We start from the raw sequence: 14138 nt of genomic DNA, 5'->3' as shown, positions 1-14138 counted from the left end.
AAATGAGAAGGCTAAATATCTGCTTGCGTATTCAACAAACGCTCTGCCTGTTGAATTTCCTGTTTTAGTGATTTAATCCGCTCTTCTTTCAACTCACTGGAAAAAGTTAAATGCTCTAATCGTTCCAGTTCGATTTTTGCTGCAGCTAATTCTGCCTTCGCTTCAATAAGAACGCTTTCATTTATCTTCATTGTAAAATTCCTCCCAAGCATCCCACACGAGATATCGACTAATTCTATGCTACACTGCTTTTGAGGTGAAGTAAATGCGAAATACATGGTTACAGGAACAATTGACTGCATTTTCTGATGAGAAGTACCAATTTATCATCGATGAGGCAGTTAAATATATCGAACAATTAGAAGATGACAATGAAAGTTTACAAGTCGCATTAGAGGGAAATATTTGGAGTCCAAAAAAATGGAACGAAAAAGCAGAGAAGTAAGCCAAGGAGTATTGGCCGCTTCTCTGCTTTTACTTTACCTACTCAAATGTTTCATTCAAAAAGCAAATAATTTCCTGCTGTGCCGCTTTTGCAGTCTCAGGATGATAATTTGCAGAATAGGAATCTAGAAAACCGTGCTTAGCCGTAAAAAGACGAACAGTTGTGTTCTGTTTTCCTTCTAAACTTTTCACTGTTTTCTCTATTGAAAAAGCAGGTTCTTGAGAAAAAAGCAGCAATGTCCGGAATTTTGGCATAATTTGTAGATGGTCTCTGATTCGCGAACCATAGCAGGCAATCACACCCGTACACTCCAGCTCATCATTACAAAGCCAAGCAAGTGTGCCGCCAACGCTGAAGCCTAAAAGATAGACCGTTTCATGGAGCTGAGATATTTTTTCAATATAATTGAAAGTGAAATTTTTGATCTCCGAGAAATGAGCATAATAATGCTCGTATGCCTGTTCCGCCTCTTGATAAGAAAAAGAAGCCCGTTTCAGAAGATTAGGACAATAAACAGTGAATCCCCTTTGTTCATAATACTTGATTTGTTCCAGCATGAAATCATTAATACCATAGATTTCATGGAGAATTACAATGGCTGTGCTAATTAGAATCATCCTCACTTTTACTCCATTTTAACAAATGAAGGGAAAAAATTGATATATCATTTTGAAAATATCTTTAGTCTAAATCTTTTTGTTTTTGCAACGATTATTCAAAATTATAAACTGAGAAAAGCAGAAATTTAAAAATAAGCCCCTCTTTTGGAAGGACTTACGTTTTGATCGATAATTTAACACTTAATATAAGAATACCCACGCTCCTGCAACTCTACTAAACCGATCACTCCAGATTCAATGATCTCCACTTGCTCGTGCATTTGTTTTGAACGGACATGGAATGTGCGCATCGAATGATGACAGGCTTGATAAGTGATATTCGGATACTCCTTCATAAACTTGATCACTCGCGGCAGTAAATATCCCTGAATCGCTTCGCCATTCATTAATAGTACGATATCCGCATCTGGCTCTGATAATAGGATATGCTCGATATCATGACGGGCCTCTCTAATCATTCCCAACTCATCAACATGAAAAACGACTTTCATTTGTAACGCCTCCTCTGATTCAATTAATGGGTAAATCCATAATTTTTTATTTCAGTCTCTTCATGAAAAACTAAGTGACTATTTTCCAATTCTTTGATCGCTTCCTTCAGATCTTCAATAAAATCATAAGCCATATTCATCCCAAAATCACTGCGCACCACAATTCGTTGAATAACTTGATACTCCAAATTTTTAGGTAGCGGATAAGAAGGAACCTGCCACCCCTTCATTAATAACCGATCGGATAAATCATAAAGCGTCCACCTGCGCGCTTCATCTTTTGCCAATTTATAACAGACTAGCGGCAATTGACTACCATCATTGATGATCTCAAAATGTCGTGAACGTTCGATTTCTTTCGCTAAGTAAACTGCTACATCATGCGTTCGTTGATGAATGCTCTGATAACCATCAAAACCAAAACGTACGAAATTATAATACTGACCGATCATTTGAGACGCACTGTGAGAAAAATTGATAGCCATCGTTGGCATTTCTCCACCTAGATAACTGACTTTAAAAACCAACTCCTCCGGCAAATATTTTTCATCTCGCCAAACGATCCAACCAACGCCAGGATAGACCAGGCCGTATTTGTGTCCGGAAGTGTTGATAGAAATCACGTTTTTTAACTGAAAATCCCATTCTAGCTCTGGATCGACAAATGGCGCATATAGCCCACCTGAAGCTGCATCCACATGGATATAAACTTTGTGTTGCGTTTGCTGATTATGTTCTTCAACTAATTGATCTAATTTTTTGATATCATCATATTGTCCTGTGTAGGTAATTCCTAAAATACCCACAATTCCAATCGTATATTCATCTACAGCTTCCAACGCCTTTTTAACGTCCAATGACAAGTGGTCCTCTGACATTGGAATTTCTCGCAGCTCAATATCCCAATAGACGCAAAATTTTTCCCAACAAACTTGGTAGCCTGAAGAAATAATCAGATTCGGTTTCTTCGCTTGGATATTCACCCCGAGTTTCTCTGCTCGCTTGCGCCAAGCAAATTTCATCGCCATACCGCCTAACATACAGGCTTCTGATGAGCCAATCGTAGAAGTACCGATGTATTTTTCTGGTCCTCGCGCATGCCACAAATCAGCAATAATGTTTACACAGCGATTTTCCATTTCTGCGGTCCGAGGATACTCCGATTTATCAATCATATTTTTATCCAGTGTCTCACTCATTAATTTGACTGCTTCTGGCTCCATAAAGGTTTGGCAGAAGGTTGCTAGGTTCAAACGAGAATTTCCTTCATCTAATAGATCATCCTTGATCATTTGGTATGCAATTCGCGGCTCAATTGATTTTTCACCTAACTGATAAGAAGGCAATAATTCATCTTCATTCACTGAACCAAAAATCGGTTCCAAGTAACTTGCCTCGCGTCGATCTTTCTTTCCATAAAGCATTCGACTACATCTCCTCTATTTATAAAAAATGCGCGTTCCACTCCGATTGAAAAAACTTCTTACTACTTTAAGAGTATCTGAAAGCGCTAAAAATTTCAAAAGAATTCCATCCATTTAACTGCTTCATCTAGTATTTATTTCAATTCCGACAAAATAAATCGGTTTTTTCAAAAAAAATAGCGCTTTTTTAAATAAAAGACTTTCTTTTTACTTGTGAATCTATTATTTTGGTAGTAGCATGCAAAAAAAATTAGCGGAGGACGCATTATGTCTTATCAAGAAATGCTTTTCACCTTCTTAGGTGGACTAGGAATTTTCCTTTTCGGGATCAAATATTTAGGAGATGGTTTACAAAAAGCTGCCGGAAACCGACTAAGAGAAATTCTAAATCGCTTCACTTCAACCCCTTTTCGCGCTGTATTGGCCGGAATCATTGTGACTGGCTTAATCCAAAGCAGTTCAGGTACCACTGTCTTAGCCGTTGGACTGGTTAGCGCTGGCTTTATGACCTTACGACAGGCTATCGGAGTTATCATGGGGGCGAACGTAGGGACGACTGTCACCGCTTTTATTATTGGATTTAATTTAAGTGCATATGCGCTGCCGATCATTGGCGCGGGGGCGATTTTGCTCTTTTTCTCGAAACGAACCTCTTTACAATCAATTGGGCAGATCTTATTCGGATTTGGTGCTCTTTTTTATGGTTTAAAATTAATGGGAACTGCTATGGACCCACTAAAAGATTTGCCGCAATTTAATCAATTAATGCTTAGTGTTGCTGATTATCCTGTCTTGGGTGTTGGTATCGGCACGCTCTTGACGATGGTTCTACAAAGCTCAAGTGCCACGATTGGTATTTTACAACAATTGTACATGCAAGGCAGCGTCACGCTAACTGCTGCACTTCCAATCCTCTTTGGAGATAATATTGGAACGACTATTACAGCGATCATCGCCTGTCTTGGCGCCAGTGTTTCCGCAAAGAGAACCGCAGCCTCTCACGTGATTTTTAACCTTGTAGGTGCGATTATTTTCACCTTGCTACTGTCACCATTTACAAAACTGGTTATGTTATTCGCAAATTCATTGGGATTGAATCCTGCCATGCAGATAGCCTTCGCTCATGGGCTTTTTAATGTGTCAAATTTAGCAATCCAATTCTGGTTCATCCCTCAAATTGAAATGCTGGTGAAGAAGATTGTCCCTGGTAGTGAGAAGAATTTAAATATTCGTTCTGTCACTTTGAGTGAACCAATCATTCATACATCTTCAGTTATGGCGATTGAGCAAGCCAAAGGAGAAGTCATTCAAATGGGGCGCTACGTTCTTTCCTCTGTAAAGTCTGCGCGCAAATATTATAACGATACAAAAGAAGAATGGCGCGATGATGTTTTACAATACGAAGATGCAATCAACCAATGTGATATTGAACTAACCGAATATTTAGTCAAAATCTCTGCGACTGTTCTTACACCCTTGGAAAGTCAAGAACAAGCAATGCTGCTGGAGTTCACTAAGGATTTCGAACGCATCGGGGATCATTCAATGAATATTATACGCTATGTTGAGGAATCGATCGCTCTTGAGGAGAAACAACGAGCAAAAGATAAGCGGAATCGAACCAAATCCAATAGCAACCGTGAGACCTTCTTGCTTCACGATGAACATCTTGAATTGCTTTTTGATAAAGTGTTAAAAAATATACGCGATGCTCTGCAAGTCTTAGAAAATGACGATATCGAACTTGCACAAAAAATGTTAGACCGTGAAGAAAATATCAATGAACTCGTAGAATTACTGCGTAAAAAATACATTCGTCTAATGACCAAGGGCGAAGGTCGTGCCGCAGATGGTGTTTTACTGATCGATATCAGCTCCAACCTTGAACGTTCCAGTGACCGCACACTACACATCGCGAAGTACTTTTTAGGAAATAAATACAACTTCAAATACGATACATCAAACTTCCATTATGAAAAACCGGAAGGGGAAACTTCAGACGATTCCATTGGCGATAATGGTGAAGTATTAGATTAAAAAACGCTTCCTGCTTTTCTTTAAAAGAGAAGTAGGCAGCGTTTTTACTTATCGCATTGGCTCTAGTTTTTTTTCACCATTTATTTCAACCTTTCACAATCGTAAGTCCATCACTGCTTTTGTAAGTATTTTAGCCTCGACTTCCTTGATATGATGAATACATCAAAGAAAGGGAGTTGGAATTTATGGATACATTTACGATTGTTTTGTTGGGCTGGGGACTTTATTCAGTGATTAGCTACTTTGAAAAACGCGGTGAACGAGGTAAAGCGATCCTTTCAACTATGCTAATCAGTTTCGTCATTGTTTTAGGAAACTCGTTTGGTAATTTTTCTGGTATATCGCAACTAGGGTTACCAAAACTAATAATGACAGTTGGAGCGAGCGTACTAATTCTTTCATTCTTCATTTTCTTACCCGTACTTTTTAAAGCAAAAAAATAGAACTAGGACAAAGATTCGCGAATGAATCTTTGTCCTAGTTTTTTTATGCTTCTACCGAGACCGGTACAATTTCGAACTTCGTTACATCTACTAACCCAATGTCTGTAATTTTTAAATTAGGAATGACTGCTAGAGACATAAAGCCTAATGTCATGATGGGATCAACGTTATTTGAAACTCCTAATACTTCATGAGCTAGTTGATTAATTTCCGCTTCTTGCTGGGCTACTTCTTCACCAGTGAGATCGCTCATTAGTCCTGCGATCGGTAACGCCATATTACCAATGATTTTTCCTGATTCAATCAGAACTACGCCGCCCTCTTGCTCTTTGAGGGCTTGAACGGCTGCCGCCATATCTTCGTCGTTCGTTCCAGTTACAATCAAATTATGAGAATCATGGGCAATTGATAGCCCAATCGCACCTTTTTTCACACCATACCCCTTCAATAATCCCACAAAAACATTGCCTGTATTATGATGGCGCTCAATAACCGCGATTTTTGTAACGTCTTGCTTTGGATCAAAAACAAACTGACCCTGGTCATCTCTTTTCACAGAAACAATGGCTTCATTAGTTAAAGCTTCTTGCGGAATCACTTCAATCGCCCGTGCTTTATCGCTAGTTAGGTTCAACTTCAACTGTTCCTTTTGAAACTTGTCGATATGAACACTTGATTGCACCTTTTCCGTTGAAATTCGTTTCACAGTTGGTAGATAGGTACCTTTTTCAGCAACTAACTCCCCTTCAATATAAGTCGCTTCAATTTCTGGCTGAGCCAAATCAGAAAAGATAACTAAATCCGCCCTTAAGCCTGGTGCGATGGCTCCACGATCTGTTAATTGGCAGCATTGAGCCGCATTGATGGTCGCCATTTGGATTGCTCTCAAAGGTGAAACACCTTCTTCAATACAAATTCTAATGCTATTGTCCAAGTGTCCTTTTTCTAGTATCGTTTTCGCTTGCAGATCATCTGCTGATAAGACACAACGCTGATAATTATTATCCGTTACTCCGTTTAATAGCGTCCGTAAATTTTGCGTAACTGATCCTTCTCGTAAGAAGACGTACATTCCACGAGCAATCCGATCCTTAAGTTCCTCCACTGTAGAGCATTCATGATCATTGGCGATACCCGCTGCAGCATAGGCATTTAATTCTTCATTAAAAACCATCGGCGAGTGTCCATCTATTCGCAATCCTCGTTCTTTTGCGGCTAATAGTTTATCCAGAACCTCATCTTGAGCGTGGATCACTCCGGGAAAATTCATGAACTCCGCTAATCCATCTACCTGATTTTTTTCAAAGGAAGAGATCATATCTGCCGCTTCTATCACAGCACCAGCATTTTCCATATTCGTAGCCGGTACACATGAAGGCATCATATAGCGTATATCCAGCGCCGTTTCCTTTGCGGCCTCTATCATATAATCCAATCCTGACAGGCCAAGAACATTAACAATCTCATGCGGGTCCGCTAGCACCGTTGTCGTTCCGTGAGGGACCAGCAAGCGACCAAATTCCTCAGGTGTCACGTAAGAGGACTCCACGTGGATATGGGGATCAATAAACCCAGGCGCTACAATTTTTCCTTTAAGATCGATGGTTTCTTTACCATGATACTCCCCATTGATCCCTGCAATCTTGCCATCAATGATCGCTAAATCACCAGAAATCATCTCTGCTTGATAGACATCGATCACGTTTGCATTTTTTAAAACTAAATCAGCCGGTTCACGACCTGCTGCTACATCGATCAATCGTTTTAACGCCTTTTTATCCACTTGCTTCTCTCCCTTTTGTAAATATTTTTTCTATTATATCAGGGTTGAGGATACGAATCACTAGCAAATGTGTTATTTTAAAAATAATTCTTAGTTGAGAAATTTCGTTTCTTTTATTTCTCTGTTTTTCACGAATATATCCATATTTCAGATATGCTTGCATCCCTACTTAGAATAAAAAGAAGCAATTCCCTTTTGAACGGAACCGCTTCTTCGTAAATTACACACTATATATCAAAAAATTAGCCTTCTGGATGCAATACATGATAGGTTTTCTTCAACACTGCATCGGTGTAATCCGTCAAACCCTGATAAACCTCTTCATTTAACTGTTTATAGACCACCACATTGTCTGGGTTTGGAGTGAACACATCTTTTACTTTTACCATTTTTTCAACAGCTTCTTCATAGGTTTCATAGATTCCCAAGCCAACTGCGGCATTGATCGCAGCCCCAACGCTAGCGCTACCGTTCACCACATTTCGTTTGATTGGTAAATTGAAAACATCCGCAAAAATCTGCATCAGTAAATCACTGTTTGAACCACCGCCAGTTACGATAACTTCGTCGATTGGATGGCACATTTCGTCCGTCATGTTAGTCACATTATTTTTCATTGTGTAGGCAATACCTTCCAAGATCGAACGGTATAAATAACGATAGTCATGATGAGCGTTGAAGCCGATCATCACACCGCGTTTGAATGGCTCCCAAGGATTCGCCAACCAATCCAATTTCGTCATCAATCCATCACTGCCCGCCGGGATATTGGCAGCCTGTTCATTCAAGTATTCCTCTTCACTGATCCCTTGATAATTCGAACGAATACTGATTTTCTCGCCTAAAAGATCTTTGAACCAAGAGACGGTCCACATCCCACGCCGAATACCATAGCCTTCATAAATATAGCGATTCGGCATTGAGGATAGGATGCCCCAATAATTGACCGCATCACTCGGAGGCATTTCTTTGCCCATCATCATGCTGCAAATATATGTTCCTAGAGATACCACCGCGCTTGAATCCTGAATCAATCCAGCACCTAATGCCTCAACAGCCTTGTCACTGGTTGTCGCAAAAACTGGCACTCCTTCAGGCAAGCCTGTTTTCTCACTGGCTTCTTTTGTAATTGTTCCTAATTGATCTCCTGGGTTCACTGCTTCAAATAACATGTCTTCGGGAAGATTGTATTGCTTCAATACCTCTTCATCTGTCGACCAGTCCCATGTCTGATAATCCACGGGCCATTGCCCAAAGTTATTGCCGATATTATCTTTAAACTCACCCGTCAAACGATGCGTGATGTATCCGCTCGTTGACGTGACGTATTGAACTTCAGGATTGTCATGGACATAAGGTGTAGACGTACGTTTGTCCATCCAGCTGATGACTGGCTGAGCTAATGTCCCATCCATTTTCAAAAGCACGCGGCAGCAGCGGATAAAGCCTAGTCCGATTCCCACAATATTTTCTTTCCGAATACCAAATTCATCCATCGCTTTCATTGATGCACTGCATAACGCATCCCATAAATCATCACCAGGATGCTCCACAACCACATCATCACCTAAGTGCATCGGACGCAATGCTTCTTTTCCTTCACCCACAATATTGCCTTCTAAATCAAAAATGACGATCTTGGCACTCTGGCTTCCACCATCAATACCGACGATATATTTCTTTTCCATAGTCTCTCCTTTTGATTTTTTCTTCTATTATATAGATGAACTATCGTACTAAGAATCCACCATCGACAGCCAAGATATGTCCGTTAACGAAATGTGAGGCTTCCGAAGCCAAGAAGGCTGTGGCACCCATCAGGTCTGCAACATCTCCCCAGCGTCCTTCTGGTGTGTGATCCACGATCCATTTGCTGCGTTCTGGGTCTTCGATCGACGCTTTTGCCGCATGGGTCTTGAAATACCCCGGTGCGATACCGTTTACTTGAATATTGTATTGAGCCAATTCATCACAGTAAGCTTTGGTCAAACCAGCTAAACCATGTTTGGAAGCTGCATATGCTGGCGCCCACTGTCCTCCTAAAAACGAGAACATAGAACAGATATTGATGATTTTTCCGCTCTTTTGAGGAATCATTACTTTCGCGACTTCATGACTCATGTCAAAAGCGGCTGTCAAATTGATATTAATGGTTGGGTCCCATTTGTCACGACCATAGCTCACTACATCATCACATGGGCAAATGCCGGCACAGTTTACTAAAATATCCACCGAACCAAATTCAGCTACACATTTTTCGACGACTTCTTGGCATACGCCGTCTTTGGTAATATCCGCTTCCATATATGCCGTTTTCGCGCCACGTTCAGCTAAGATCGCATTGAATTCTGGATCATCTGGCATGATTGACGGCATAAAGATATTTGCGCCTGCTTCTGCCAATGCCAATGAGAATGCTTGCCCTAGTCCAGTATTCCCTCCAGTTACGATTGCATTTTTCCCCTTGATATGAAACATGTCCATCTTAAAGTCTTTGATTTCCATTTGTTTACCTTCTTTTCCTTTTATTTTTTTACCCGATTGGGATTATTCCTTAAGTTTGGTACTTAGTTTCCTTGCAAATTCCGCCGCATCGCCATGAACGACGAGGCTGGCTAAATAATTCATTGGTGCCCCAAGATCCGTATTCACCGAAATAATCTCTTTTACATTTTTTAACCCTTCAATATGCTGAGTCGATCCATAAATCCCTAAAGCGATATAGAGTTCCGGACTGACAGTCTTGCCCGATTGTCCCACTTGGATTTCCCGCGGGGCTTTTTTACGATCCACAAGCTGTTTCGATACGGCGACAACGCCGGTCAATTCCTTCGCTAAATCCTGCAATTGTTCGATCGGCTGGGTAAAACCGCCGCCCGCTGAAACAATCACGTCAGCCTCGCGAATATCTGTTGCCGTCTGTTCACTCTCTATAATTTCAAGCACTTCGATTGATGACGCTTTCAAATCTGTCGGTATAAATTTGACGATCTCTGGTTCTGTACTCAAGTCTTCTGTGTGAAAAACATTCGGATGGACACTAGCCATGATCGGTGAGGATTCACAGACGATACTTGCCATGATATTGCCTGAAAAAGCTGGCCGGATCAATTTCTTCCTACGTTTGTCGACATCGATATCGGTAATATCAGCCACTAATCCTACCTCAAGCCGCATCGCCAAACGTGGTGCTACCATTCGTCCAAAATCCGTTGCGAGAATAATAATGCTGTCAAATTGATATTCTTCATGGACTTGCTGAATAATATCCGTCAATACACGACTATCCTTCATTTGGATAGCTGGTGCCTCAACGCTGATCACCGCATCAAGTCCCTTTACTTTTTCAGGCAAATTAATTCCTAATCCATAAATAAAGGTTTCTTCATTGCCGGCCAAAAGTCTCACCACATCAATCAAGTCCAATGAGTAGTTTATATTTTCATTATCAATCAAAATGAGTCCTTTAAACATTATAAGTACCCCTTTTCTTTGAGAAAACAAACCACTTCATCGATACCTTCGTCGTTGACCTTCACTACCTTATGTTCTACCTGCTCACGTTTTACCACGATATTTTTTCTTACCTTCGTTGGCGAGCCCTTACCGCCAATCTGCTCTGCCGGCAACTGCAAAACTTCATTATCTACCAATGCAAATTGGTCATCCACGTTTCTACCGATATTTTCATAACGTACAAAACCTAAACGCAAGTTCATTTGATGCGTCACACTTAATACACTGGGATTTTGAATTTTCAAGCGGTAAATCATTTCTTCCTGCAAAGCCTCCACAATCGAAAATTCCTGATTCACTTCTTTGATGGCGATGATATTAGAAAACTGATTCAATCCCAACGTTTCAGCGATTTGCGGACCAATATGTCCGGTTCCCCCATCTAAAGTATGTGTACCAGTAAGCAATACATTATACTCTTGTGAAGCCAAATAACTGGAAATGATCCGACTAGTCGCCAGCGAATCGCTCCCAGCAAACCGTCGATCACTTATCAGAACAGCTTTATCAGCACCTAAGCGAACAAAATCCTTCATTTCCTCTTCCAATTTCAATGGTCCCATCGAAACGACTTCTACAAATGTGGAGGGATCTTGTTTTTTCTGCTTCATGGCCCATGCCAAGGCATTTTTATCATCTGGATTTAGAATCATACGAGAAGTCTCACGATTGATCTTATCCGTTTCATAATCGTATTCAAACTTCTCCGTATCTGGCACAAATTTGACTAAACAAATGATTTTCATTCAACCTCTCCTTGTTCATTTTAATGGGTTTATTTTTCCTCCAGAAAAATAAGTCTGATTTTCACGCCGTATATCATTCTGCTACACTGTTCGATTCGTGCGTTTGGTTTACCATATATTTTTAACGCGCTTTGTGCGCTATATACTGCTAACAGCAGAACTGATATTTTTATCCTTTCATTCAAGGGCAAAGATTCGCCCTTGAACAAATCATTTATTTCTGATACTTATAGCCTTCTTGAACTGGGTAGATATTTCCGAAACTCATAACACCTTTTGGATCAAATGCTTCCTTCAAGGTTTCTAGCATGTAGTACGCCGATTGATGTTCTTCTTTTGTCCATTCATTTCGATATTTCCCAATCCCGTGATGGTGACACATCGAACCGCCTAATTTCAGTGTTTCTTCCACAATGATTGCTTGAATCGGATGATGGTAGATTTTCATTTCATCTTCTGGTTCACAGTTGATCTCGTAGTTGTAAACAAAGTACATATTCGTTCCGTTCAAATAACTATGAGAAGAGTGCCCGCCCAACATCGTTAAATCATCTGCACGAGGAAATTCGTTGCGAATTCTGTTTATGACGTTGTTGTAAATTTTTGTGATTGTTTCCCAATCTGCTGAAACTTCGGTGGTATAGCCGTCATGCTTGTCGTTGTCGATCATACCTTGGATTTCATCGTCAATCGTTTGTTGTGTCCAGTTTAATTGATTAAACCAGTTTTCGATCAATTGAGAATCGACCTGCTTGACGATGCCGTCTTTGAATTTTTCAACCGCTTCTTCGATTCCTTTACCAGTTGCCTCGACAATTCCTGCAGGTCCTTCTGCCATAAAAATCAAGACGCATTTTCCTTCATAGAAATGATAGAAATGCTGACGCGCATCTTCTGGCGAATAGGTCCGAGCAACCGATGGACGATAACCGTTGACCATTACTTCACGAAGCACTTTTACACCATCTTCTACATCGTTTACTAGATAGCCATAAAATTTATTATTATCTGGATAATATTTAAAGATCTTCACCGTAACTTCTGTGATATAGCAAAGCGTTCCTTCATTTCCAATCACGATGTGCCGAATATCTGGACCGCCTGCACGACGAGAAATATTTTTGATGCGAGAAATGTGACCATTCGGGAAGACACATTCAAGTCCCACCACCATATCTTCGATCCCGCCGTATAACGTTGAAAATTGTCCAATTGAACGTGTTGCGACTAATCCGCCATATTGTGCGATTGGTTTTGATTGTGGCGAATGACCTGTCGTGTAGCCGATTTTTCTTAACTCATCTTCCAACGCCTGCAGCGGCACACCTGCTTGAACAGTCGCCTGCATGTTATAAGGATCGATTTTCAATATCTTATTCATGTGAGAACCGTCGATCACTAATGCCAAGTCCTTCCAGTTTTCCAAGCCACCCTCAGTCGCAGTCTGACCACTTCGCGGAATCACATTGATATCGTTCTCGTTGCAATACATCAATAAATCTTTGACTTCTTCGACATTGTTTGGATAAACGACTGCAGTCGGCAGCGGATTATCTAAAACACCTTTTGCTTTCATGTATTTACGATAACGGTCAGAGGCCGCGTCGTATAAAGTCTCGTGATCTGTGACGACTTGTTTGTCAGAAACAATATTTTTTATATCTTTGATAATTGCTTCTTTCACCAATGTTTCAGAATTCATTCAATTAACTCCATTCATCTTTTTTAGAAAGCGCTTTTCTTGAATTCAGTATAAAGGGCTAAAAACCATTTTACATTAAAATTTAATTAGATTTTCTATGTTTTTGCGATTTCATTTATATATTTGGAAAATTTTCCATAAGATGATTGCTTTTTTTAAATAGACTATGCTATTCTATTGTCAAGACATAGAATGTAAAGGAGCCCATTCAGAATGAAAATTCAATTGGATCGTTTAAACGATTTGGAAATAAAAATCCATAACCGTCTGATAAAAGAAAGTCAGTCTCAGCCAAACTTGACAATTACCGAAGCAGCGAAACTAACGGAGGTTTCCCCTTCGAAGATTTCTAAGCTGGTTAAGAAAATGGGCTTTTCCGGCTATAAAGAATATTTTCGTTTTCTGACCGGCAAAGAATTAATCAAACAGAAGAAATTAAATAGCGAGTTTGCACGTATTCAAAATTTCATGGAAAATTTCGACGAATCCTCGGTCGACTATCTAGCCGATCTCATCCAGCAATCAGAGAAAATCCTGCTTTTTGGCTATGGACCGACCAATTTCTGTATGGAATACTTTGAATACAAGCTCAATTTCACCTTGAACAAAAATGTCATCCGCGTCAGCCAACCTTCACTAATTCCAGATTTATTGACGGAGAATTCCTTGCTGCTAATCTTTTCAGTCGCTGGAAAATTCGCCAGCTTTGATCCCTTGTTTGAGGAAGCCAAAAAGCACCATGCAAAATCCTTACTGGTGATGGAAGAAATGAACACAAATTTATCTTTAGATGCCAGCGAGATTATCTTTTTAACCAAGTCGCATCAAGACGAACAACTAAAATCTCATGAAAAAACGCGGACAATCCTGCTGATGTTTATCGAGGAAGTTGTTCGAAAGTTAAGTATAAATAAAGAAGACGATCGCTAAT

14 protein-coding genes are annotated in these 14138 nt (G+C 40.2%); 4 read left to right on the top strand and 10 right to left on the bottom strand.

Translation table 11 applies throughout. The features are described 5' to 3' along the window. Window positions 1-11: 11 nt before the first annotated feature. Window positions 12-191, bottom strand: a complete 180-nt coding sequence (locus tag IGI52_RS23640; RefSeq protein WP_016178827.1) for a hypothetical protein — start codon at window positions 189-191, stop codon at window positions 12-14. 74 nt (window positions 192-265) lie between these two features. On the opposite strand from IGI52_RS23640, the gene IGI52_RS23635 reads away from it, so the two are divergent. Further along, window positions 266-445, top strand: a complete 180-nt coding sequence (locus tag IGI52_RS23635) for a hypothetical protein (protein WP_438782539.1) — start codon at window positions 266-268, stop codon at window positions 443-445. A gap of 38 nt (window positions 446-483) precedes the next feature. On the opposite strand, the gene IGI52_RS23630 is transcribed toward IGI52_RS23635, so the two are convergent. From IGI52_RS23630 to IGI52_RS23620, 3 genes are all read right to left on the bottom strand, one after another. Next, entirely contained in the window at window positions 484-1062 is a 579-nt protein-coding gene (locus tag IGI52_RS23630; protein ID WP_438782538.1) for a dienelactone hydrolase family protein, read from the bottom strand. A gap of 176 nt (window positions 1063-1238) precedes the next feature. Further along, complete coding sequence (locus tag IGI52_RS23625; protein WP_016178837.1) at window positions 1239-1556, bottom strand: DsrE family protein; 318 nt, start codon at window positions 1554-1556, stop codon at window positions 1239-1241. A 23-nt stretch (window positions 1557-1579) separates the two neighbouring features. Next, window positions 1580-2980, bottom strand: coding sequence for a glutamate decarboxylase (locus IGI52_RS23620; RefSeq protein ID WP_438782537.1), 1401 nt, complete (start codon window positions 2978-2980; stop codon window positions 1580-1582). Between the two features lie 267 nt (window positions 2981-3247). On the opposite strand from IGI52_RS23620, the gene IGI52_RS23615 reads away from it, so the two are divergent. Further along, a complete protein-coding gene (locus IGI52_RS23615) occupies window positions 3248-5017 on the top strand; it encodes a Na/Pi cotransporter family protein (protein WP_048718307.1) in 1770 nt (589 codons plus the stop codon). A 185-nt stretch (window positions 5018-5202) separates the two neighbouring features. After that, on the top strand, window positions 5203-5460 hold the full coding sequence (locus tag IGI52_RS23610) for a hypothetical protein (protein WP_048719499.1): 258 nt from the start codon (window positions 5203-5205) through the stop codon (window positions 5458-5460). Between the two features lie 43 nt (window positions 5461-5503). On the opposite strand, the gene ade is transcribed toward IGI52_RS23610, so the two are convergent. The 6 genes from ade to IGI52_RS23580 all read right to left on the bottom strand — a co-directional run bounded on the left by ade (window position 5504) and on the right by IGI52_RS23580 (window position 13207). After that, complete coding sequence (ade, locus tag IGI52_RS23605; RefSeq protein ID WP_438782536.1) at window positions 5504-7243, bottom strand: adenine deaminase; 1740 nt, start codon at window positions 7241-7243, stop codon at window positions 5504-5506. Window positions 7244-7485: 242 nt separating this feature from the next. Next, window positions 7486-8931 carry an FGGY-family carbohydrate kinase gene (locus IGI52_RS23600; protein ID WP_438782535.1) on the bottom strand — a complete coding sequence of 482 codons (1446 nt, stop codon included), beginning with the start codon at window positions 8929-8931 and terminating at the stop codon, window positions 7486-7488. A 40-nt stretch (window positions 8932-8971) separates the two neighbouring features. Continuing rightward, on the bottom strand, window positions 8972-9748 hold the full coding sequence (locus IGI52_RS23595) for an SDR family oxidoreductase (protein ID WP_102866329.1): 777 nt from the start codon (window positions 9746-9748) through the stop codon (window positions 8972-8974). Between the two features lie 42 nt (window positions 9749-9790). Continuing rightward, complete coding sequence (locus tag IGI52_RS23590; RefSeq protein ID WP_438782534.1) at window positions 9791-10717, bottom strand: electron transfer flavoprotein subunit alpha/FixB family protein; 927 nt, start codon at window positions 10715-10717, stop codon at window positions 9791-9793. Continuing rightward, entirely contained in the window at window positions 10717-11505 is a 789-nt protein-coding gene (locus IGI52_RS23585) for an electron transfer flavoprotein subunit beta/FixA family protein (protein ID WP_438782533.1), read from the bottom strand. The genes IGI52_RS23590 and IGI52_RS23585 overlap by 1 nt, the downstream gene beginning before the upstream one ends. A 214-nt stretch (window positions 11506-11719) precedes the next feature. Then, entirely contained in the window at window positions 11720-13207 is a 1488-nt protein-coding gene (locus tag IGI52_RS23580) for an FAD-binding oxidoreductase (RefSeq protein ID WP_048719492.1), read from the bottom strand. A gap of 213 nt (window positions 13208-13420) precedes the next feature. On the opposite strand from IGI52_RS23580, the gene IGI52_RS23575 reads away from it, so the two are divergent. Continuing rightward, a complete protein-coding gene (locus IGI52_RS23575) occupies window positions 13421-14137 on the top strand; it encodes a MurR/RpiR family transcriptional regulator (RefSeq protein ID WP_438782532.1) in 717 nt (238 codons plus the stop codon). The last annotated feature ends 1 nt before the right edge of the window (window position 14138 follow it).

The organism is Enterococcus sp. DIV0187 (genome assembly GCF_051713785.1).
Taxonomy (GTDB): Bacteria; Bacillota; Bacilli; order Lactobacillales; family Enterococcaceae; genus Enterococcus_A; species Enterococcus_A avium.
Note: the sequence above shows the minus strand (reverse complement) of the source record. Positions and strands in the feature narration are given on the sequence as shown.

What these genes read in the sequence shown, in the direction of transcription:
- IGI52_RS23640 (WP_016178827.1), bottom strand. Translation starts at nt 191, where the DNA reads ATGAAGATAAATGAAAGCGTTCTTATTGAAGCGAAGGCAGAATTAGCT.
- IGI52_RS23635 (WP_438782539.1), top strand. Translation starts at nt 266, where the DNA reads ATGCGAAATACATGGTTACAGGAACAATTGACTGCATTTTCTGATGAG.
- IGI52_RS23630 (WP_438782538.1), bottom strand. Translation starts at nt 1,062, where the DNA reads ATGATTCTAATTAGCACAGCCATTGTAATTCTCCATGAAATCTATGGT.
- IGI52_RS23625 (WP_016178837.1), bottom strand. Translation starts at nt 1,556, where the DNA reads ATGAAAGTCGTTTTTCATGTTGATGAGTTGGGAATGATTAGAGAGGCC.
- IGI52_RS23620 (WP_438782537.1), bottom strand. Translation starts at nt 2,980, where the DNA reads ATGCTTTATGGAAAGAAAGATCGACGCGAGGCAAGTTACTTGGAACCG.
- IGI52_RS23615 (WP_048718307.1), top strand. Translation starts at nt 3,248, where the DNA reads ATGTCTTATCAAGAAATGCTTTTCACCTTCTTAGGTGGACTAGGAATT.
- IGI52_RS23610 (WP_048719499.1), top strand. Translation starts at nt 5,203, where the DNA reads ATGGATACATTTACGATTGTTTTGTTGGGCTGGGGACTTTATTCAGTG.
- IGI52_RS23600 (WP_438782535.1), bottom strand. Translation starts at nt 8,931, where the DNA reads ATGGAAAAGAAATATATCGTCGGTATTGATGGTGGAAGCCAGAGTGCC.
- IGI52_RS23595 (WP_102866329.1), bottom strand. Translation starts at nt 9,748, where the DNA reads ATGGAAATCAAAGACTTTAAGATGGACATGTTTCATATCAAGGGGAAA.
- IGI52_RS23590 (WP_438782534.1), bottom strand. Translation starts at nt 10,717, where the DNA reads ATGTTTAAAGGACTCATTTTGATTGATAATGAAAATATAAACTACTCA.
- IGI52_RS23585 (WP_438782533.1), bottom strand. Translation starts at nt 11,505, where the DNA reads ATGAAAATCATTTGTTTAGTCAAATTTGTGCCAGATACGGAGAAGTTT.
- IGI52_RS23580 (WP_048719492.1), bottom strand. Translation starts at nt 13,207, where the DNA reads ATGAATTCTGAAACATTGGTGAAAGAAGCAATTATCAAAGATATAAAA.
- IGI52_RS23575 (WP_438782532.1), top strand. Translation starts at nt 13,421, where the DNA reads ATGAAAATTCAATTGGATCGTTTAAACGATTTGGAAATAAAAATCCAT.